Origin of the sequence: Candidatus Accumulibacter similis (assembly GCA_013347225.1) — a bacterium.
GTDB classification, from domain to species: Bacteria; Pseudomonadota; Gammaproteobacteria; order Burkholderiales; family Rhodocyclaceae; genus Accumulibacter; species Accumulibacter similis.
Map to the genome: position 1 here is coordinate 2,571,625 of CP054595.1, position 18,902 is coordinate 2,590,526.

Consider the following 18,902-nt stretch of genomic DNA (forward strand, 5'->3'; position numbering starts at 1 on the left):
TGATGCGACCACTGCTGGCCGCGGCGCTTGCGGCAACCGTTGCCGGGTGTTCGACGCTCGATGCGCTGAATCCGTTCAGCAGCAGCGGGCCGAAAATGGCCGAGCTGCAGCCGATCCAGGCCAGCGTCGAGGCACGCGTCCTGTGGTCGGATGGCGTCGGCAGGAGCGAGGACTACACGCTCGTGCCGGCGATCGTCGGCTCGACCGTCTATGCCGCGGCCCGCGACGGGACGATCGTTCGCCTTGACGACGGGCAGCCGGCGTGGCGGATCAAGGCCGAGGTGCCGCTCTCGGGCGGCGTCGGTGCCGACGCGCGCATGCTCGTCGTCGGTACCGCGAAGGGCGAGGTGCTCGCCTTTTCGGCCTTCGACGGCAGCCCGCTGTGGAAGGCGAAGGCCAGCAGCGAGGTGGTGGCGCCACCGGCGCTGAGTTCGAACGTCGTGATCGTGCGCACCGTCGACCATCGTCTGGCGGCCTACGATGCCAGCGACGGCAAGCGCCGGTGGCTGTACCAGCGGCCGAGTACACCCTTGTCGCTGCGGGTCACCGCAGCGCCACTGATCGTCGAGAAGTACGTCTTCGTCGGCTTTCCCGGCGGCAAATTGATGGCCGTCAGCCTCGACAACGGCGCGCCGCTCTGGGAGGGCACCGTCGCGCTGCCGAAGGGAGCCACCGAGCTCGATCGCGTCGCCGACGTCACCAGTGCGCCGGTGATCGACGGCCGGATGATCTGTGCCGCTGCCTTCCAGGGGCGCATCGCCTGTTTCGATCTCGGTAACGGCAGCCTGATCTGGTCGCGCGAGATCTCGAGTGCTGCCGGCCTCGGGGTCGACAGCCGTTACGTCTACGTCTCAGACGACAAGGGTGCGGTGCATGCCCTCGACAAGGCGAGTGGCGCCAGTCTCTGGAAGCAGGACAAGCTCTTCCTGCGCCGACTGACCGCCCCGCAGCCGCTGCGCAGCATGGTCGTGGTCGGCGATGCGAAGGGCGTGGTCCATTTCCTGAGCCGCGACGATGGCTCCTTCGTCGCTCGCCTGGAGAGCGATGGCAGCCCGATCCGGGCGCCGCTGCAGCGCCTCGGGAACAGTCTGCTGGCGCAGACGAGCAAGGGCAGTGTGCTCGCGATCGAAGCGCAATGAAACCGAGCATCGTCCTCGTCGGGCGACCCAACGTCGGCAAGTCGACGCTCTTCAACCGCCTGACGCGGACGCGCGACGCGCTGGTGGCCGACATCCCGGGCCTCACGCGTGACCGCCACTACGGGCACGGGCGGCTGGGCAGCAAACCCTACCTGGTCGTCGACACCGGTGGCTTCGAACCGCTTGCCCGCGATGGCATCGTCCACCAGATGGCGCGACAGACCGAGCAGGCGATCGACGAGGCCGATGCCATCCTCTTCCTCGTCGATGGCCGCAGTGGCGTCACCGCGCTCGACAAGGAAATCGCCAATCGCCTGCGGCGGTCGGCTCGCCCCGTCCTGGTTGCGGTCAACAAGGCGGAAGGTCTCAGTCCCGGGGTCGTCGCTGCCGATTTCCATGAGCTGGGTCTCGGGGAACCGGTCGCGATTTCGGCGGCGCATGGCGAAGGCGTGCGGGCACTCATGGAACTGGCGCTGCAGCCCTTGCCTGAGCCGCCGCCGGAGGCGGGCGCGGCCGATTCCATCCGGGTGGCGATCGTCGGCCGGCCGAACGTCGGCAAGAGCACGATGATCAACGCCCTCATCGGTGAGGAGCGGGTGATCGCCTTTGACCAGCCGGGGACGACCCGCGATGCGATCGAAGTCGAGTTCGAGCGTGCTGGCCGTCGCTACAGCCTGATCGACACCGCCGGTCTGCGGCGCCGCGGCAAGGTCTTCGAGACGATCGAAAAGTTCTCGGTGATCAAGACGCTGCAGGCGATCGAAGGAGCGCAGGTGGTGGTCCTCGTGCTCGACGCGCGGCAGGATATTTCCGACCAGGATGCGCACATTGCGGCCTTCATTCGCGAATCCGGGCGCGCGCTGGTCGTCGCGGTGAACAAGTGGGACGGGCTCGATCCCTACCTCCGCGAGCAGATCAAGGTCGCTCTCGAAAGCCAACTGTCGTTCATCGACTTTGCGCGCTTTCACTACGTCTCGGCGCTTCGGGGGCAGGGCCTTGAAACGCTCTTCCGCTCGGTCGATGCCGCGCACCAGGCCGCCACCGTCAACCTGCCGACACCGCAACTGACCCGTGCGCTGATCGATGCCGTCGCCCGGCAGGCACCGCCGCGCAGCGGTCAGTTCCGGCCGAAGCTGCGCTACGCCCACCAGGGCGGCCGCAACCCGCCGCTGATCGTGATCCACGGCAACGCACTCGACAAGGTGCCAGAGTCGTATCGCCGCTACCTCGAGCGCGCCTTCCGAGATGTCTTCAAGTTGCAGGGGACGCCGCTGCAGATCCAGTTCAACGTCAGCAGCAATCCCTTTGCCGACAGGCCGGCGGCCGAGCAGAACCGCCGCAGCGCAGCGCCGGTCGTGCGGGGAAAGGCGGCTGCGGCTGGCCCCGCAAGACCGGCGCCGGCGGCGCGGTTGGCGGTCAAACGGAAGGTTCCGGGCCGAAGCTGAAGTGTCCCGACCGGCCGGCGACCGCCGCGACCGCGGCGCTCAGCCCTTGTCGGGGGCTTCGCCGGTCGGGTTGCCGGCATCGCTGCCAATGTCGCCGCTGCTGCCGTCCGAACTGGCGGGGCTGCCGTCGGAGCCGTCGCCGACGATGCTGTCGCCCGCCCGGGCAAGAGCCGCCCGCGACTTGTCGAGCAACTCGCTCGCCTCGCCGATCAGCGTCGCGCCGAGTTCCTTGCCACTGACCGCCAGGCCGGGCCCGGCGCGATCGCGGATTCGGGTTTTGCTGTTGCGCTCGCGAGCGTTTCCACCGATCATAGCGCCTTGGCCAGTCGCGCCTGGGCCCGGCGTGCGTCTCGCTGCTGCTGCCGTCCGGGTCGCAGCGACCCGAGGCGGGCTTCACGGTATCCGGAAAACTGAAGGTGATCAAGGTTCTGTTCGTCTGCATGGGAAACATCTGCCGATCGCCAACGGCAGAAGGCGTTTTCCGCCATTTCTTGCGAGCGAAGAACCTGCAGGACCGGGTCGAGGTCGATTCGGCAGGAACCCATGGCTACCATGCCGGTGAGGCACCGGATCAGAGGACGCAGCGGGCGGCTGCGGTGCGCGGCTATGACCTCTCCGAGATGCGGGCGCGCAAGGTCGCATCGCAGGATTTGACGTATTTCGACCAGATCCTTGCCATGGACCGCAACAACCTGGAAGTCCTCAAGCGAATCTGTCAACCGGACAAGCACGACCGGCTTGGCTTGCTGATGAGCTACTCGAAGAGCTTCGACGACGACGAAGTGCCTGATCCCTACTACGGCCTTGGCCATGGTTTCGACCTTGTCCTTGACATGATCGAGGATGCTGCGCAGGGGCTGGTCGAGAGCATCGAGCAGCAACTGCTCGACGGCGCCGTTTCCGAACTGCCCGCCAACGCAGAAAGCCCGGACCGCCAGAGCGACTGAAGGCGGGCTGCCTGCGCGCTGGACGGTGCCGGGCGCCTGGCATCAGCCGGGTGCCTTCCCTGCCGGCGGGGCAGGTTTGCCATCGCGGATCGCCGCTGTCGCTGGCGGCAATCGCAGCACGACTCCCCGCAGGCAATCCGGACAGAACCCGTACCCCAACACCACCGTCAGGCTGACCACTGGCGTCGGGAAAGCGGTTTGCAGGTGGTGATCGAGCTCGGTCCACTCTCCACTCCTGGCGAACGCGAATCCGGTTGCACATGCTGCAGCGCTTGACGAAAGTCGCAGCGCCACCGCTCGCTGCGGTGACGATGGGCGGCGGCTGCTGCCAGGGTTCCTGGTGAAGCTGGTGATGACAGACGTCGAGCCAATTGCCCTCGCGCGGCATGATGGTCATCTGCATCAGCCGCTTCATCCGTGCCGAGTCGCAACGATACGACCGCTGCACTTCGCGTTTGAGCGTCCTGGCGGACATCAACATGGCGCGGACGAACATCCGCGTGACGTCGCCGCTGATGAAATCGTCCAGCCGGCGGCCGATGACCCGTGCAGCCAGGATCGATTCGCCGCCATTGGCCAGCGCAAAGCGATCCCAATCACCCGCCACCGCGACGATCGAATCCGTCGCGTCGAGCGTATAGCGCAGCCGCGCCGTCGCCGGCAGTTCGTTGGGAGCGTTGCCGCGCGTGCCGCCGTTCGCCGGGTCCGCAATCAGTTCGCTTGCCGCGCCTGCAGCCACCGCGCGAAATCGTCGGCTGTCAGTGGCCTGGAGTAGAGAAAGCCCTGGCCGTGGTGGCAGCCCGACGCGTCGAGTTCGGCGTGCTGGTCTGCATCCTCGACTCCCTCGGCGACGACACTCATCCCCAGATTGCGCGCCAGGGCGATGATTGCCGAGCCGATCGCGCGGTCGTCGGCGCTGGTCGAGATGCCGTCGACGAAGCTGCGGGCGATCTTCAGTTCGTGGATCGGGAAGCGCTTGAGGTACGAGAGCGACGAGAAGCCGGTGCCGAAGTCGTCGATGCTGATCGTCAGGCCGCAGGCCACCAGTTCGGCGAGCATTCTTTGCGCGCGGTCAAAGTCCATCAGGACGCCTTCGGTGATCTCGATGCACAGTCGCTGCGGCGCGACGCCGTGCGTGCTGACGATCCGCATCAGGTCGCTGGCCATGCCTTCCTTGCGGAAATGTCGGGCCGAGATGTTGACGCTGATGCGCACCTTCGCCAACCCCATCTGCTCCCAGAGCGCGATCTGCCGACAGACCTCGCCAAGAACCCACTCGTCGAGTGCGACGATCAGGTTGCTCTGCTCGGCGACCGGGATGAACTCCACTGGCTCGATCGTTTCGCCGTTATACTGCCAGCGTACCAGTGCCTCGGCGCCGATCAGCTGCTGGCTGTCGAGGATGACCTGTGGCTGGTAGCAGACGGTCAGCTCTCCAGCCTCGATCGCCCGCCGCAAGCCCGCCTCGAGGGTGAGTCGGCGCGCGGCATGCCGGGCGAGATCGGCGGTGAAGAAGCGGAACGCGTTCTTGCCGTGGTCCTTGGCGCGATACATCGCCGAATCGGCATTGCGCATCAGCGCGCCGGCATCGGCGGCGTCCTCGGGGAACATGCTGAGGCCGATGCTGGCACTGACGAAGCATTCGTGTTCTTCGAAATGGTAGCTGGCACTCAGCGCACTGAGCAGGCGTTCGGCGGTTCGCGTCGCTTCCCTGCGGTCGGTTGTCTCGAGCAGGACGACGAACTCGTCGCCACCGAGCCTCGCCACCGTGTCTTCGGAACGGACACAGTCGAGCAGCCGCATCGCCGCCTGTTTGAGCAGGCGGTCGCCGGTGACGTGACCAAGGGTGTCGTTGACGACCTTGAAGTTGTCGAGGTCGATGAAGACGACGCCCATGCTCTCGTGCGAGCGCTCGGCGCGCGCCAGGGCGAGATGCAGGCGGTCGTTGAACAGCGCCCGGTTGGGCAGTCCGGTCAGCTCGTCGTGCGTCGCCAGGTACTCGATGCGCTGCTGCGACTCGCGCACCTTGGTGATGTCGCTGAACATGCCGACATAGTTCACCACCTTGCCGTTCTTGTCCTTGACCGTGTTGATCGACAGCCACTCGAGGAACGGCTCGCCGTTCTTGCGCCGGTTCCAGATCTCGCCCTGCCAGACACCGAGCCGGTTGATGCGCTCCCACATGTCCTGATAGAGCTCGGGCGGTGTCAGGTTGGAGCGCAGCAGGCTTGGCTTCTCGCCGATGACTTCCTCACGGGTGAATCCGGTGAGGACGGTGAAGGCATCATTGACCGTCAGGATGCGCTGCTCGGTGTCGGTGACCATCACTCCTTCGGACGCGCGGTCGAAGACCATCGCCGCCAAGCGCAGGCTGTCTTCGGCCTCCTTGCGTGCGGTGATGTCGGTGGCCTGGAAACACAGGCCGGTGATCGCGCCATCGTCATCCAGCAGCGGGAAGCGCACGGCCAGGAAATGACGCGGCCCGCCCGGCAGCGGCAGCGCTTCCTCGCGTTCGATTCCCTGCCGCAGGCGCATCGCTTCGAGTTCACTCTCGCGGAAGACCGCGCAGACCTCGGCCGGGAAGAGCTGCAGGTCGGTCTTGCCAATGACCTCGCCGCCGGCGAAATCGAAGGTCGCCTCGAACTTCGGATTGGCGAACTGGTAGCGCCCGGAGGCGTCCTTGACGGCCATCAGCGAAACCGAGTTGTTGATCACGGCGAGCAGCCGCACCTGCGTCTCGCGCGCCGAGCGCTCGATCTCGTAGAGGTTGGTGTTGTCGGCAAACAGCAGGATGACGCCGGCGATGCGCTGTGTGTCGCGCAACAGCGGCACGATGTGCAACGCATAGTGCCGGCGGTCGGCGTTTACGATCTGGCAGTCGAGAGCTGTCTGCGACTCGATCACCTGCTGGCTGTTCGCAACCAGATCGGGCATGCCTGGCGGCAGCGGCAGGTCGCGCAGGTGACGGCCGCTCTGTGCCGCACCCAGCTTGAAAAGCCGCGCCGCGGCGCTGTTGAAACGCTGCAGGCCGAGGTTGCGGTCGAGCACCAGCAGCGGGTAGTCGACGCTGTTCTGGATGCATTCCAGCTCGATGTTGAGTTCCTGCGTCTCGGCGGTCTTGATCTGCAGTTCCTCGTTGACCGTCGCCAGCTCCTCGTTGGTCGACTGCAGTTCCTCGTTCGATGCTTCGAGTTCCTCGTTCGAGGCCTGCATCTCCTCGTTCGACGCCTGGATTTCCTCGTTCAGCGCCTGCATCTCCTCGTTCGAGGTCTCGAGTTCCTCGACGACCGTTTGCAGGTGCTCGCGGGTCGCCGCGAGTTCATCCTCCAGTTCCTTGTCGGTGCTGTTGTTGTTGGTGTCCTCGATGGCGCTCCTGCCCGCCGCCGGCTGGATCCATTCGATGCAGACCATGAACAGTGCTTCGCTGCCCATCGCCGGCAGCGGGTGCACCGACAGGCGAACGCCGCGCGTGGGGTCGAGCGCCTTGATGTGGCGCGGACGTCCGTAGGCGACCGCCTGCTTCACCTGCGCCTGGCGCATCAGCACCTGCACTTCGGTGCGCAGTTCGCGCCGAATGAGCGAGATCAGGTCGAAGGCCGGCTTGCCGGGCGAGACGTTGAGCAGCCGGCTGGCGTCGCCGTGGATGTGGCGGATCTCGAACTTGCCGTTGATCAGGATGCTGGTCGGGATGAAGTAACGCCCGGCGGCCTCGAGCAGGATGTTCTCGAAAGCCGGTGGCGTCGCCGGCTTGCCGACCCGCTGGTGCTGGTTGAGACCGGCTGCCGGCGGTTGCATCTCGGTGCGCAGCAACGGCAACCGCGTGCTTACGCCATGCCGCCGGTACAGGCGCCCATCCTTGTCCACCACCCCGAACAGCGCTTCCTGCTGGAAGATTCCCTCCGACTTGCCGAGAAAGAGATAGCCGCCGGGGTTTAGCGCGTAATGGAACACCGACAGCAACCGCGCCTGCAGCTCGCTCTGGAAGTAGATCAGGACGTTGCGACAGCTCACCAGGTCGAGCCGCAGAAACGGCGGATCCTGCACCAGATCCTGGCGGGCGAAGATGACCACGTCGCGCAGGTTCTTGTTGATCTCGTAGCGATCGCCGTGCGGCGTGAAGTGGGCGCGGATGCGGCCACGGTCCATGTGCGCCAGGCTCGATGCGGCAAAGACGCCGCGGCGGGCGAGCGCCATCGCATCGAGATCGATGTCGGTGGCGAAGATCTGCAGCCGATACTGGTCGAAGGCAGCGCCGAGGCGCTCGGAAAACAGGATGGCCAGCGAATAGGCTTCCTCGCCGGTGGCGCAGCCGGCAACCCAGACGCGGATGTCGTCGCCGGGTTGCTTGCCGCCAAGAATCTCGGCAACCACCTTGTCGAGGCGGGCAAAGGCATCGGTGTCGCGGAAGAAGGCGGTGACCGAAATCAGGATGTCCTTGCACAGCTTGTCGAGTTCGACCGGCGTCTGGTCGACCACCTGCAGATAGTCATGCAGCGTGCTGACATGGTTGGCTGCCATCCGCCGCTCGATTCGCCGCCACAGGGTGGGCTCCTTGTACTGCGAGAAATCGACCTTGGTCCGGCTGCGCACCTTGCCGAGCAGCGTCTTCAGCGTCGCCGGAGCACTCGCCGCCTGCGTCGCGACCGGGATCAGGCCACGGTTGAGGACGATCAGGCTGATCTCGGCACCCATGTTCTCGGGCGGCAGGATCCAGTCGACGCTGCCGGTGTCGATCGCCGACTGCGGCATGCCGCTGTACTTGGCGGTCTCGGGATCCTGCGCGAAGGTGAAGCCACCCGCCGCCTTGATCGCATGGATGCCGGCAGCGCCGTCGGAACCGGTTCCGGAGAGGATGATGCCGATCGTCGACTCGCCGATCTCCTCCGCCAGCGAGGCGAAGAAGCGGTTGACCGAGGGCTTCGGCATCGACTCGCGCGCCGGCTCGACGAGCCGGAAGTGGCCACCGGTCAGCGTCAGGTTGCGATTCGGCGGCGTGATGTAGACGGTGTTGGGCTCCGGCGACATGCCATCCTCGATATCGCGGACCGGCATCGTCGTCTCGCGACCGAGCAACTGCGACATCATGCTGCGATAGGTGGGGGACAGGTGCTGGACGACGACATAGGTGAGGCCAAGGTTCTTCGGCAGGCCCGGCAGCAGCAGGCTCAGCGCCTCGAGGCCGCCGGCCGAGGCGCCGATGCCGATGATGAACGGCCGCTCGTCGGCGCGTGCGTGCTGGCCGTCGGTGCCGGCGGCGTTGGCGACCGCCGCCGGACGGCGAACGGTCGCGCGCCTCTTCTTCGGTTCCTCCGCGCTGGGGATGTTCATCAGTTCTTCTTTCAGTCGTATGGTTGTGGGTGCTGAAGCGCTGTCGAACTGGCCCATTGACAGGTGCCGCACGTTGCCGGTTCCCCGCCGCTGCGGCGCTGCGCGTGCCAGGGCGTCGCGCTGCGTGCTTGCCGTGGCGGCGATTGTACCGCGCAGTCGGGCTCTCGAGCATCTGCGGGCCGTCGGCAAGCCAGCGCCACCGCGGCGACGGGCGACGGCCCCCGGGGCAGGGGTGGCGGTCCTGAAGCCACTGTCCGCACGGCCTGCCGGCAGTGACGCGGGGGTGCCCCGCCGCCCCCCTGCCGGGCAAGGTGTCGCGGCTCCCACGCAAGCGGCAGGCGAGCGGCGACCGCCGGTGACTATTCGTCCGCAACCGCTCAGCGCGCTCCAAGGACGAGCCGGAAGCCGGTACTGCGCGGACGATAGGCTGGTTCGATGCGACTGCGGGTGGCGGAGCGGGCGTAGCGTGCGGGGTCACTCCAGGTGCCGCCGCGGAGGACGCGCATCTTGCCGAAGGTCGGGCCACGCGGATCGATCTGCGGCTCCGTCGGGTAATCGGCGTACCAGTCCTCGCACCATTCCCAGACGTTGCCGTGCATCTCGTAAAGTCCCCAAGCGTTGGGCGGCAGCGACCCGACCGGCAGCGTGCGCTGGCGATAGGGGCCCGGTTCGCCGCCCGGATAGGGGAAGCCGCCGTGGTAGTTGACCTCGTCGGTCGAAACCGTCGTGCCGAAGGAAAAGGGTGTCGTCGTACCGGCGCGGCAGGCATACTCCCATTCCGCCTCGGTCGGCAAGCGCGCCTGCAAACCCGGCAGGCGGCGGTTGAGTTCGCCGATGAAGCGCTGCGCGTCATGCCAGGCGACGTTCTCCACCGGATTGCGCGCATCATCCGCGAAATGGCTTGGGTTGACCGGCCATACGGCCATCCACAGTGCCTGCGTGCAGGCCGTGTCGGCGAGCCAGAAGCCGCGGCTCAGCCGCACCTCGTGCAGGACTTCGGCACTGCCCCGCTCGGCTTCGTCGACCGGCGATCCCATCACGAAGCAGCCGGGCGGAATCCAGCGGAAGCCTTGCCAGGCGTTGCCGATGCTGAGCGTCAGGCAGGGCCCGACGGCGTCATCGGCTTGCCTTTCAGCGCCGGGGACAGCGAAAGGAATGCCGGCTGCGTCTGGCCGGCTTGCTCTGGGAAGGTCAGGGGAGTTCATCATGGGCATCGCTGCGATGGGCGGTTGTGCCGACTCGTCAGGGAGCGGTCGCCGGCCCGCACGGAGCACTATACCCTGAAGCAATGCCGGGCGGAGCGGGCTTTTCTCACGCCGGGCGCCTTGGCGCTGCGCACGGCGGCGATACCCGGGCGCCAGCCACCGTGCACCGACGCAGGCGGTCGTCTGGCCAGCCGTCGCCGCACCTGCTGGCTGCCCTGCCGGCGGCCGTGTCCGCACGGTCGACGCTGCGTTAAGATGCAGCCCGTGGAGGATGAATCAATGACCTGTCCGCGTGCGACGAAGGCGGCAGCGAGCGCCGAGCAGCCTGTCTCGCCGCAGTTCGCGATGAGCCCGCAGGGCGATCCGTGGCTATCCGTGATCGTGCCGGTGCTCGACGAAGCGGCGACGATCGCGGCGCAACTGGGCGAGCTGGTTGCGCTGCGGCGGCAAGGAGCGGAACTGCTGGTGGTCGACGGCGGCAGTGCCGACGGCACCGCGCGGCGCGCGCGCGCGCTCGCTGACCGGGTGCTGGACTCGGTGCGCGGCCGGGCGGCGCAGATGAACGTCGGCGCCGCCGCCAGCCGGGGCGAGGTGCTGCTTTTCCTGCATGCCGACACCCGCCTGCCGCCGGCGGCTGCCGGGTTGATCCGCGCGGCGCTGGCGGCCGGCGCCGCCTGGGGCCGCTTCGACGTGCGCATCGACGGTCCGCAGCCGTTGCTGCGCGTCGTCGAGCGGATGATGAACTGGCGCTCGCGGCTGACCGGAATCGCCACCGGCGATCAGGCCGTCTTCGTTCGCCGTGAGGTCTTCGAGCGGCTTGGCGGCTTTCCCGACCTGCCGCTGATGGAGGACATCGCGCTGGCGAAGCGCCTGAAGCGGGTGGGGCGACCGGCGTGCCTGCGCCAGCCGGTTCTGACCTCGGCGCGCCGCTGGCAGAAGCACGGCGTGCTGCGCACGATCCTGCTGATGTGGCGTCTGCGCGCCAGCTATTTCTTCGGCGCCGATCCGCGGCGTCTGGCGGTACGCTATGGCTACTCGCCGCGACAGGACTGAAGAGTTGGCGATCGCCGTCTTCAGCCGCGCGCCGCTGCCGGGCGCGACGAAGACACGGCTGATTCCGGCGCTCGGCGCGGTCGCCGCAGCGCGGCTGCAACGCCGCCTGACCCTGCACGCGCTGGCAGTCGCGCGGCAGGCGGCGATCGGCAGGGTCTGCGTCTGGGCGGCACCGGATGCCCGGCAGCGCTTCTTCCGCGCCCTGCAGCGGTGCTGCGGAGTCGAACTGTGGTCGCAGGCAGCCGGCGATCTCGGCGAGCGAATGGTGGCCGCCTTTGCCGCCCACTCCGGTCCGCTGTTGCTGATCGGCTGCGACTGTCCGGCCCTGCAGCCGGCCGATCTGCTTGCGGCTGCCGCCGCGTTGCGCGACGAGGCGGCGGGCCGGCATGACGCGGTCTTCATCCCGGCCGAGGACGGCGGCTATGTCCTCGTCGGGCTGCGCCGCCCGCAACCGTCGCTGTTTGCCGGCATCGACTGGGGCAGCGAGCGGGTGATGGCGCAGACGCGCGCGCGCCTGGCCGGCGCCGGGCTGCGCTGGCTGGAGCTGCCTGCGCTGTGGGATGTCGATCGGCCCGGCGATCTGCGGCGCCTTGCCGGCTGCGAGGGGTTTGCCGCATGGAGCGGATGATTCCCCGTCGGCGCTCGTCGCGGCGGCCGGTGGTCGGTGGAAGTGGGCTATAATCCGCCGCCACGGTGCCCTCCGTTTTCTTCTCCACGGCACGTCCGCAGGAGTCTCGCCGATGCGCATTGAATCACTGCCGCCAGACGACGTTGCCGATCCGCCGGCCGGCGGTGCGACTCTGCCGTCACCGGAGCGCTTGCCCACCGATCAGCGGCAGCCGCCGGCGCCCCTCATCGACCGCTACGGGCGGCAGGTGAGCTACATCAGGCTGTCGGTCACCGACCGCTGCGACTTCCGCTGCAACTACTGCATGGCCGAGGAGATGGAGTTCCTGCCGCGCGCGCAGGTGCTGACGCTCGAGGAGTGCCTGCGCGTCGCCAGTACCTTTGTCGAACTCGGCGTCACCAAGGTGCGGATCACTGGCGGCGAACCGCTGGTGCGGCACAACGTCGTCTGGTTGCTGCAGCGGATCGCGCGCCTGCCGGGTCTGCGCGAACTGGTGATGACCAGCAACGGCTCGCAGCTCGAACGCTTTGCGCCGGAGTTGCGGGCGGCCGGCGTCCGGCGGATCAACATCAGCCTAGACACCCTGCAACCCGAGCGCTTCCGCCAGATCACCCGCGTCGGCGACCTGGCGAAGGTCCTGCGCGGCCTCGATGCGGCGCAGGCGGCCGGCTTCGACCGCCTGAAGATCAATACGGTGATGATCCGCAACGTGAACGACGACGAACTGATCGATCTCGTCGACTTCGCCGTCGGGCGGGGCATCGACATCTCGTTCATCGAGCAGATGCCGCTGGGCGACGTCGGCCATGCGCGCGACAACCGCTTCTTCGGCAGCGACGAGGCGTTGGCCCGCCTGCAGACGCGCCACGTACTCGTGCCTTCCGCCGAAAGCAGTGGCGGCCCGGCGCGCTACTGGCGGATTCCGGGCAGCGCGACGCGCGTCGGCTTCATCTCGCCGCACAGCCACAATTTTTGCGACAGTTGCAACCGGGTCCGCATCACCGCCCGTGGCGAACTCTACCCCTGTCTCGGCAGCAACGGCGCCGTGCCACTGCTGCCGATCCTGCGGGCGCATCCGATCGAGCAGCAACCGCTGCGCGCGGCGATCATCGACGGCATGGGAATCAAGGCCAAGGGGCACGATTTCGGCAACCAGATGGCGGTGCCGCAGGTGCTGCGCTTCATGTCGATGACCGGCGGCTGAGCGGTTGCAGCAGATCGTCGCCGCCCGGCGCAGCGGCGTCCTGCCGCGCAGCCACGGCGAGCGCCGCCCACTGCTCCACCGAGACCCGCCCGTCAGCCGTCAGTGAGTTTGCCATGAGCCTTTCCTCCCGTTTCAGTTGCCTCGACGATCACGATCCCGAAGCGCTCGCCGTCGAGCAGGCGCGCGCTTACATCCACAGCCAGTTGCGCCCGCGGCTTGCCTGCGAGCGCGTCGCGCTGCGCAGCGCGCTCGGCCGCGTGCTTGCGCGTGACCTGATCGCCCCGTGCAACGTTCCCGCTGCCGACAACTCGGCGATGGACGGCTACGCGCTGCGGCACGCCGACCTCGATGCTGCCGGCGAGACGTCGCTGCGCCTCGTTGGCAGCGCCATGGCCGGCCGCCCCTACGCCGGCGTCGTGGCAGCCGGCGATTGCGTGCGCATCATGACCGGCGCGGTGCCGCCGTCCGGTTGCGATACGGTCGTGATGCAGGAAGTCGTGCGCGTCGATGGTGAACGCATCGTCATCCCGGGCGGCCAGCGCCGGGGTCAGAACATCCGCCTGGCGGGTGAGGATCTGGCGCTCGGCCGGCCGGCGCTGACTGCCGGCCGGCTGATCTGGCCGGCCGAGCTGGGGCTGATGGCTTCGCTCGGTTTCGCCGAGGTGAGCGTCTTCCGGCGCCTGCGCGTTGCCTTCTTCTCGACCGGCGACGAGCTGTGCTCGATCGGCACGCCGCTGGCCGACGGCGAGGTCTACGACAGCAACCGTTACACCCTGTTCGGCATGCTCAGCCGGATGGGCTGCGAGTTGCTCGACCTGGGCGTCGTCGCCGACGATCCGCCACTGCTCGCCGATGTCTTCCGCCAGGCGGCTGCGGCGGCCGACGTGGTGATCAGCAGCGGCGGCGTGTCGGTCGGCGAGGCGGATTTCGTCAGGCCGCTGATGGCCGAACTGGGCGAAGTCCTGTTCTGGAAGATCGCCATGAAGCCCGGGCGGCCTCTGGCCTTTGGCCGCATCGGCGGCGCTGCCGGCAATGCCGATGGCGGTGCCTGGCTGTTCGGGCTGCCGGGAAACCCGGTGGCGGTGATGGTGACCTTCTACCAGTTCGTCCGCGAGGCCCTTTACCGGCTGATGGGTGCCGATCCGCCGCCCGTCGTGCCGCTGCTGCCGGCGGTGTGCGAGCACAGCCTGAAGAAGCTGCCGGGGCGCAGCGAGTACCAGCGCGGCATCCTCAGCCAGACCGCCGGCGGCTGGCGCGTCCGGCCCGCCGCTGCCCAGGGCTCGGGGATCCTGCGCTCGATGGTCGAGGCGAACTGCTTCATCGTCCTCGGTCACGAGCGCGGCCCGGTCGCTGCCGGCGATGTCGTCGAGGTGCAGCTCTTCGACGGGCTGATCTGAGTTCCTGCCAGCCGGTGGCGGCGCCGGTCATGGCGGCCGCGCAAGGGGGCAACGTGGCGACCTGGCATTTGGGGTGGTGAGCGATGGACCTGATGCTGCAGAAGATCTGGGCCTACTTCTGGCTGCCGGAGACGAAGTACGTCATCGTTGCTGCCGTCGGCGTGACGCTGCTGTCGTTGCGAATGCTGGAGAAGGAACGCCGGCGGGTGGCGGCGACCTTCGTCGTCTTTCTCCTCTGCCTGATCGGCCAGCTTTTTGGTGCCGTTCTCGAAGCGCTCGACTACTCGCGGCTGGCGGTGATGCTGCACGAGATCTTCGTCATCGGTTCGGGAATGGCGCTGTTCCGGCTCGTCGCGATCTTCGTCTTCCGGGCGATCCTGCCGCGCGTCGGGATCGTCGTCGCACGCATCGCCGAGGACATCAGCGTCCTGCTGGTATACGCCGTGTTCATCCTCGCCCGGCTGCATTTCGTCGGCCTCGATCCGTCGAGCCTGCTGACCACCTCGGCGGTGATCACCGCCGTGCTCGCATTCGCCATGCAGGATACCCTCGGCAACATCCTCGCCGGCGTGGCGCTGCAGCTCGACAACTCGTTGCGCACCGGTGACTGGATCCGCATCGACGACATCAACGGCCGGGTGGCGCAGGTGCGCTGGCGGCAGACGACGATCCGGACACGCAACGGCGAGGTGGTGGTGGTGCCCAACAGCCAGTTGATGCGTGGCCGCTTCACGGTCTATGGCCGCGAGGAAGTTGCAAGCTGGCCGTGGCGGCGCTGGGTGTGGTTCAACCTGACCTACGATTCACCGCCGACGCAGGTGATCGCTGCCGTCGAGACGGCGATCAGCGTCGCCGAGATTCCGAACGTTGCCGACGATCCCCGGCCATCCTGCGTCCTGATGGAGTTCGGTCCGGGTTACGCGCGCTATGCGTTGCGCTACTGGATGATCGACCCGCAGGCCGACGATCCGACCGACTCGGCGGTGCGCGTGCACCTGCTCGCCGCCCTGCAGCGCGGCGGCATGGAACTGGCCGTGCCGGAGCAATCGCTGCTGGTGACGAAGGAGAACGAGGCGCATCGCAAGTCGATCCAGCGGCGCGAACGCGAACGGCGGCTGGCCGACCTGCGCCGCTTCGAGATCTTCTCGAGCCTGCAGGAAGACGAACTGCTGACCATCAGCGCGCACCTCATCCATGCGCCCTTCGTCAGCGGTGACGTGATCTACCGGCAGGGTGACGTCGCCCACTGGCTGTATCTGTTGACCGCCGGCGAGGCGGACGTGTGGCTGCAGTTCCCGGAGCAGCCGCGGCAGCTGTTCCGCACCATCGAGGCCGGCAGCACCTTCGGCGAGCGCGGCGTCCTCACCGGCGAACTGCGCCGCGACACGGTCATCGCCCGCAGCGATCTCGTCTGCTATCGTCTCGACCAGGCGACGGTGCAGCAGTTGATCCAGTCGCGGCCGGCGATTGCTGAAGCGTTCGCCGGCATCCTCGCCCGCCGCGAGCAGGAGATGAACGACTTTTCGCACCGTTACGTCGCGGAGACGACGGGCGGGACGAAGCCCGAGATCGGCATGCTGGACAGGATTCGCGCCTTCCTCGGGCTCTGACGGCGGGCGCTGCCGCCTTCCTCAGGCCGGCAGGCGGTGGCCAGCGGCGCCGCCGACGCGCAGGCGGCCCGCATAGCCGGTCATTTCGAGGTAACCGCGACCGCTCAGGCTGCCCTCGACGCGCACCAGGCCTTCCCAGTAGCTCACCGGCGTCGGCAGGGTGGTCGACAACTCCTGGTCGTCGACGGCCGGGCGCGTGCGGATGCTGTGTTCGCCGAAGCGGACTTCGATCTCCACCGGGTAGCGGGCGCCGTTGCGCGGCGATTGCCAGTGGCGCAACGGCGTGAAGTGAACCTGCTCGCTGGCGAACTGCTGCAGGCGGCCGTCGGCATCGCGCCAGGCGGCGTGCGCGTAGAGCGTCGAGCCGGCGGCGTCGCGCATGCGGAAAGCCATCAGCGCGCCGCCATCGCCCAGGTTGATTCCCAGCCAGTCCCAGCCGACGGCGCCACCGCCGAGCAGCGTGGTCGACCATTCGTGGTCGAACCAGGCGCGGCCGTCGACTGCGTGTCGCCGGCCCTGCCGCAGCAGCGTCCCGGCGACCCGCAATTGCGGCCAACTGACGTAGTGGCTCGCCAAATCCGGCGTATGTCCCTTGCGCGAATGGCCCGCATCGCCCTGCAGCAGCAGCGGTTGCGATGGGTTCAGCGACAGCTCCCAGGAAAACTGCGGGCCCTGCATGCGCAACTGCAACGACTCGCGGCCACCGATCTCCTGCCGGAACATCCGCCAGGCGCCGATGCCGACGTCCAGGTCGTGGCTGGAGAAGCGGGCGCCGAGGTTGGCGCGGGCAGCGCGTTCGGCGTGCAGCAGGCCCTCGCCGGGAATCGTCAGGGCGGCGTGCGCGAAGACGATCTGGCGTGCGGCGAGCGGTGAGCGCAGTCCTTCGGCGATTCCCGGCCGGCTGCGGAAGAAGGTGAACTGGAAGCCGACATCAGGCTGTGGCGCGTCGAGGGCGCCGGTGACGTACCACCATTCGGTGCGAAAGTCCGGGTGGGCGCCATGATCGCGCGGGAAGACCAGCTCGACGCCGGCCTTCACCGCCGGGTAGTCGACGGCGCTGGCGGCCGCCGCCGCGGTGCCCGTCAGGCTCGGCAACAGCAGGGGAGTGGCGAGGAAGCTGCGGCGGCGCATGGCGTGGCCGTTTCAGTCAGGGGGCAGCGAGGAGCCAGCGGAACGAGGCGCCCAGGCGATAGCTGCCATCATCGCACCGGAAGGGCGCCAATGCCGCTGCATGCGCCGCATCGACGGCCTCGACGCTGCTGTGTTCCGCCGCCCTTGCTGCGACGCCCGAAGAGCCCAGTCCGCGCAGCGCGGTGTGCAGATCCCGGTAACGCCACTCGCAGGCGAACTCCGCAAGCTTCAGGACCGTCAGGCCGGCAGACTCGGCAAGGGTCATCAAGGCACCCTCGTCGGACAGGGCAAAGGGGCCCGGTGCTGCAGCCGCTGGCGACGGCAACAGTGGCTTGAGCGCCGTGAGCAGTGCTGCCGCGTCCATTCCTTGCGGGTCGCCCCATGTCAGGACGACGACCCGGCCAGTTGGCTTCGCAACCCGCCTGGCTTCGACGAGGGCGGCAAGCGGATTGGCGGCAAACTGAAAGGCGTTGAAGCCAGTGACGAAGTCGAAGCTGCCGTCTGCGAATGGCAGTTGTTCCAGGTCGCCAAGGCGAAAATCCGCGACGGCAACGCGTTCACGGGCGATTGCGAGGAGGCCTTCAGCGGCATCGACGCCTGCAACCTCTGCGCCGCGACGTGCAGCCAGCAGGGCGGCCATCCCGGCGCCGCAACCGACATCGCAGTAACTGCTTCCCGGACGAAGGGCAAGCTCGTCAAGCACTGCCTCATAGGCAGCTCTGCACTGTCCCTCCTGCACTTCCGCCCAGTCGCGGGCCCGCGCGCCCCACAGCCGGCCGTTCGCGGGGGAACGGCGGATCTCATCGTCAGCCTTCACTTTCGGCTCCTCTTGGCAAAGGGGACTGGGTAGACGTCCCGGCGAGACCAGATCGTGGTCCGCTGCTGCCGTCCCCCGATCCATGTCGGCGGAGGGTTCGAGGGCCGGGCGGGGCCACCTGCCGACGCACCACGAGAATGAAGTGCTAGGTGGGACACGTCCCCTCGATCGAAGCCTCAAACGCCCGGTAGCGCATGTGACATCTACTCACGGAGAACGGCAAATGGGGCACGCGCCTTGTTTCGCCGTCCTTGAAACCGAGCTTGTCAGGCAGCAAAGCGGACCCCCAGAAAGTAGACGGCGATACCCCCTAGAAGAATCGTTGGGTAAAAGGTGAAAGCGAAGCCAAACGCTCTTGAAGGTGCGCCGCCCGAGTAGCCGATGTAGAACAGAACCCGACCAACGACGAACATCGCGGCCGCCGCCGGAATGAGACCGAGGAGGTGACCTGGCAATGTGAATGAGCAAGCAGAATACACGGACAATGCGAGCGCCACTTGCTCCAGGGTGTTTTGCAGAAGCGCTTGAAGTAGCCTGGCACGTGTGGTTCCCTCGGTAAGGGCGCTGCCATTGATGTCTTCGGGCGTGAAGAAACGATGCTTGGCCAATCGGGCGATACAGATGAACAGTGAGACCGCAGGTGCCATCAGAGATACGGCAAGGAGTTCCAGGCGGAACTCGACGGATGCGCCCGGGGCAATGCGGGCCTCTCCAAAGATTGCAGCAAGGGTGAAGAAGACCAACGCCATCAACAAGGCCGATGCCATGCCAATTGCCACGCCGCGTTGCTCGCTATTCAAGTGGCGACTCCTGTGTGCCATGTCGTGCTGCCAGCGAATGGCGTTCATCTGCCGCGCCGAAAGCGTCCGGCCTTGCCGCTGGTACGTCCGTGGCAGATGAACCTCGTTGGACTGAACGTTTGAGTTCAGGGGCCGCCGGAGCACGTAGGGCGGAGGGAACCGGCAAGCGCAGCTTGCCGGCGGTCCCCTGAACCGATG

General features: G+C 67.5%; 15 protein-coding genes. 8 read left to right on the top strand and 7 right to left on the bottom strand.

Features of this window, described 5'->3' with window-relative positions; translation table 11 throughout:
• Positions 1-2 precede the first annotated feature (2 nt).
• Together bamB and der are read left to right on the top strand one after the other, a co-directional pair.
• Positions 3-1,139, top strand: a complete 1,137-nt coding sequence (gene bamB / locus HT579_11670) for an outer membrane protein assembly factor BamB (GenBank protein QKS31620.1) — start codon at positions 3-5, stop codon at positions 1,137-1,139.
• Positions 1,136-2,584: a ribosome biogenesis GTPase Der gene (gene der / locus HT579_11675; protein ID QKS29507.1), complete on the top strand. Its 1,449-nt coding sequence runs from the start codon at positions 1,136-1,138 to the stop codon at positions 2,582-2,584. Before bamB ends, der begins: the two co-directional genes overlap by 4 nt.
• A gap of 39 nt (positions 2,585-2,623) precedes the next feature.
• On the opposite strand, the gene HT579_11680 is transcribed toward der, so the two are convergent.
• Positions 2,624-2,896: a hypothetical protein gene (locus HT579_11680; GenBank protein QKS29508.1), complete on the bottom strand. Its 273-nt coding sequence runs from the start codon at positions 2,894-2,896 to the stop codon at positions 2,624-2,626.
• A gap of 104 nt (positions 2,897-3,000) precedes the next feature.
• On the opposite strand from HT579_11680, the gene HT579_11685 reads away from it, so the two are divergent.
• Positions 3,001-3,531, top strand: a complete 531-nt coding sequence (locus HT579_11685) for a low molecular weight phosphotyrosine protein phosphatase (protein ID QKS29509.1) — start codon at positions 3,001-3,003, stop codon at positions 3,529-3,531.
• Positions 3,532-4,242: 711 nt separating this feature from the next.
• Here HT579_11685 and HT579_11690 read toward each other — a convergent pair.
• Both HT579_11690 and HT579_11695 read right to left on the bottom strand, forming a co-directional pair.
• Positions 4,243-8,859, bottom strand: a complete 4,617-nt coding sequence (locus HT579_11690) for an EAL domain-containing protein (GenBank protein QKS29510.1) — start codon at positions 8,857-8,859, stop codon at positions 4,243-4,245.
• Positions 8,860-9,236: 377 nt separating this feature from the next.
• Complete coding sequence (locus HT579_11695; GenBank protein QKS31621.1) at positions 9,237-10,064, bottom strand: formylglycine-generating enzyme family protein; 828 nt, start codon at positions 10,062-10,064, stop codon at positions 9,237-9,239.
• A 345-nt stretch (positions 10,065-10,409) separates the two neighbouring features.
• Here HT579_11695 and HT579_11700 point away from each other — a divergent pair, with 345 nt between their 5' ends.
• The 3 genes from HT579_11700 (at position 10,410) to moaA (ending at position 12,949) form a co-directional block, all read left to right on the top strand.
• Complete coding sequence (locus HT579_11700; GenBank protein QKS31622.1) at positions 10,410-11,117, top strand: TIGR04283 family arsenosugar biosynthesis glycosyltransferase; 708 nt, start codon at positions 10,410-10,412, stop codon at positions 11,115-11,117.
• On the top strand, positions 11,092-11,745 hold the full coding sequence (locus HT579_11705) for a TIGR04282 family arsenosugar biosynthesis glycosyltransferase (GenBank protein ID QKS29511.1): 654 nt from the start codon (positions 11,092-11,094) through the stop codon (positions 11,743-11,745). The genes HT579_11700 and HT579_11705 overlap by 26 nt, the downstream gene beginning before the upstream one ends.
• 112 nt (positions 11,746-11,857) lie before the next feature.
• A complete protein-coding gene (gene moaA, locus HT579_11710) occupies positions 11,858-12,949 on the top strand; it encodes a GTP 3',8-cyclase MoaA (GenBank protein ID QKS29512.1) in 1,092 nt (363 codons plus the stop codon).
• Here the strand turns inward: moaA and HT579_11715 are convergent.
• Positions 12,927-13,064 (bottom strand): hypothetical protein, encoded by a 138-nt coding sequence (locus tag HT579_11715; GenBank protein ID QKS29513.1) that lies wholly within the window; start codon positions 13,062-13,064, stop codon positions 12,927-12,929. The two genes, moaA and HT579_11715, sit on opposite strands and share 23 nt — an antisense overlap.
• On the opposite strand from HT579_11715, the gene HT579_11720 reads away from it, so the two are divergent.
• Positions 13,063-14,346 (top strand): molybdopterin molybdotransferase MoeA, encoded by a 1,284-nt coding sequence (locus tag HT579_11720; GenBank protein ID QKS29514.1) that lies wholly within the window; start codon positions 13,063-13,065, stop codon positions 14,344-14,346. The genes HT579_11715 and HT579_11720 overlap by 2 nt on opposite strands.
• Before the next feature lie 83 nt (positions 14,347-14,429).
• Positions 14,430-15,956 carry a mechanosensitive ion channel gene (locus tag HT579_11725; GenBank protein QKS29515.1) on the top strand — a complete coding sequence of 509 codons (1,527 nt, stop codon included), beginning with the start codon at positions 14,430-14,432 and terminating at the stop codon, positions 15,954-15,956.
• Between the two features lie 21 nt (positions 15,957-15,977).
• Here HT579_11725 and HT579_11730 read toward each other — a convergent pair whose 3' ends face one another.
• The 3 genes from HT579_11730 to HT579_11740 form a co-directional block, all read right to left on the bottom strand.
• Positions 15,978-17,087 (bottom strand): carotenoid 1,2-hydratase, encoded by a 1,110-nt coding sequence (locus HT579_11730; protein ID QKS29516.1) that lies wholly within the window; start codon positions 17,085-17,087, stop codon positions 15,978-15,980.
• A 16-nt stretch (positions 17,088-17,103) separates the two neighbouring features.
• Positions 17,104-17,904: a methyltransferase domain-containing protein gene (locus HT579_11735; protein QKS29517.1), complete on the bottom strand. Its 801-nt coding sequence runs from the start codon at positions 17,902-17,904 to the stop codon at positions 17,104-17,106.
• 266 nt (positions 17,905-18,170) lie between these two features.
• Positions 18,171-18,671, bottom strand: a complete 501-nt coding sequence (locus HT579_11740) for an MAPEG family protein (protein QKS31623.1) — start codon at positions 18,669-18,671, stop codon at positions 18,171-18,173.
• Between the last annotated feature and the right edge of the window lie 231 nt (positions 18,672-18,902).

Coding starts and splice junctions, on each gene's coding strand:
- HT579_11700 (QKS31622.1), top strand. CDS start 10,410: ATGAGCCCGCAGGGCGATCCGTGGCTATCCGTGATCGTGCCGGTGCTC.
- HT579_11695 (QKS31621.1), bottom strand. CDS start 10,064: ATGAACTCCCCTGACCTTCCCAGAGCAAGCCGGCCAGACGCAGCCGGC.
- der (QKS29507.1), top strand. CDS start 1,136: ATGAAACCGAGCATCGTCCTCGTCGGGCGACCCAACGTCGGCAAGTCG.
- moaA (QKS29512.1), top strand. CDS start 11,858: ATGCGCATTGAATCACTGCCGCCAGACGACGTTGCCGATCCGCCGGCC.
- HT579_11705 (QKS29511.1), top strand. CDS start 11,092: ATGGCTACTCGCCGCGACAGGACTGAAGAGTTGGCGATCGCCGTCTTC.
- HT579_11740 (QKS31623.1), bottom strand. CDS start 18,671: ATGGCATCGGCCTTGTTGATGGCGTTGGTCTTCTTCACCCTTGCTGCA.
- HT579_11725 (QKS29515.1), top strand. CDS start 14,430: ATGGACCTGATGCTGCAGAAGATCTGGGCCTACTTCTGGCTGCCGGAG.
- HT579_11720 (QKS29514.1), top strand. CDS start 13,063: ATGAGCCTTTCCTCCCGTTTCAGTTGCCTCGACGATCACGATCCCGAA.
- HT579_11690 (QKS29510.1), bottom strand. CDS start 8,859: ATGAACATCCCCAGCGCGGAGGAACCGAAGAAGAGGCGCGCGACCGTT.
- bamB (QKS31620.1), top strand. CDS start 3: ATGCGACCACTGCTGGCCGCGGCGCTTGCGGCAACCGTTGCCGGGTGT.
- HT579_11680 (QKS29508.1), bottom strand. CDS start 2,896: ATGATCGGTGGAAACGCTCGCGAGCGCAACAGCAAAACCCGAATCCGC.
- HT579_11730 (QKS29516.1), bottom strand. CDS start 17,087: ATGCGCCGCCGCAGCTTCCTCGCCACTCCCCTGCTGTTGCCGAGCCTG.
- HT579_11715 (QKS29513.1), bottom strand. CDS start 13,064: ATGGCAAACTCACTGACGGCTGACGGGCGGGTCTCGGTGGAGCAGTGG.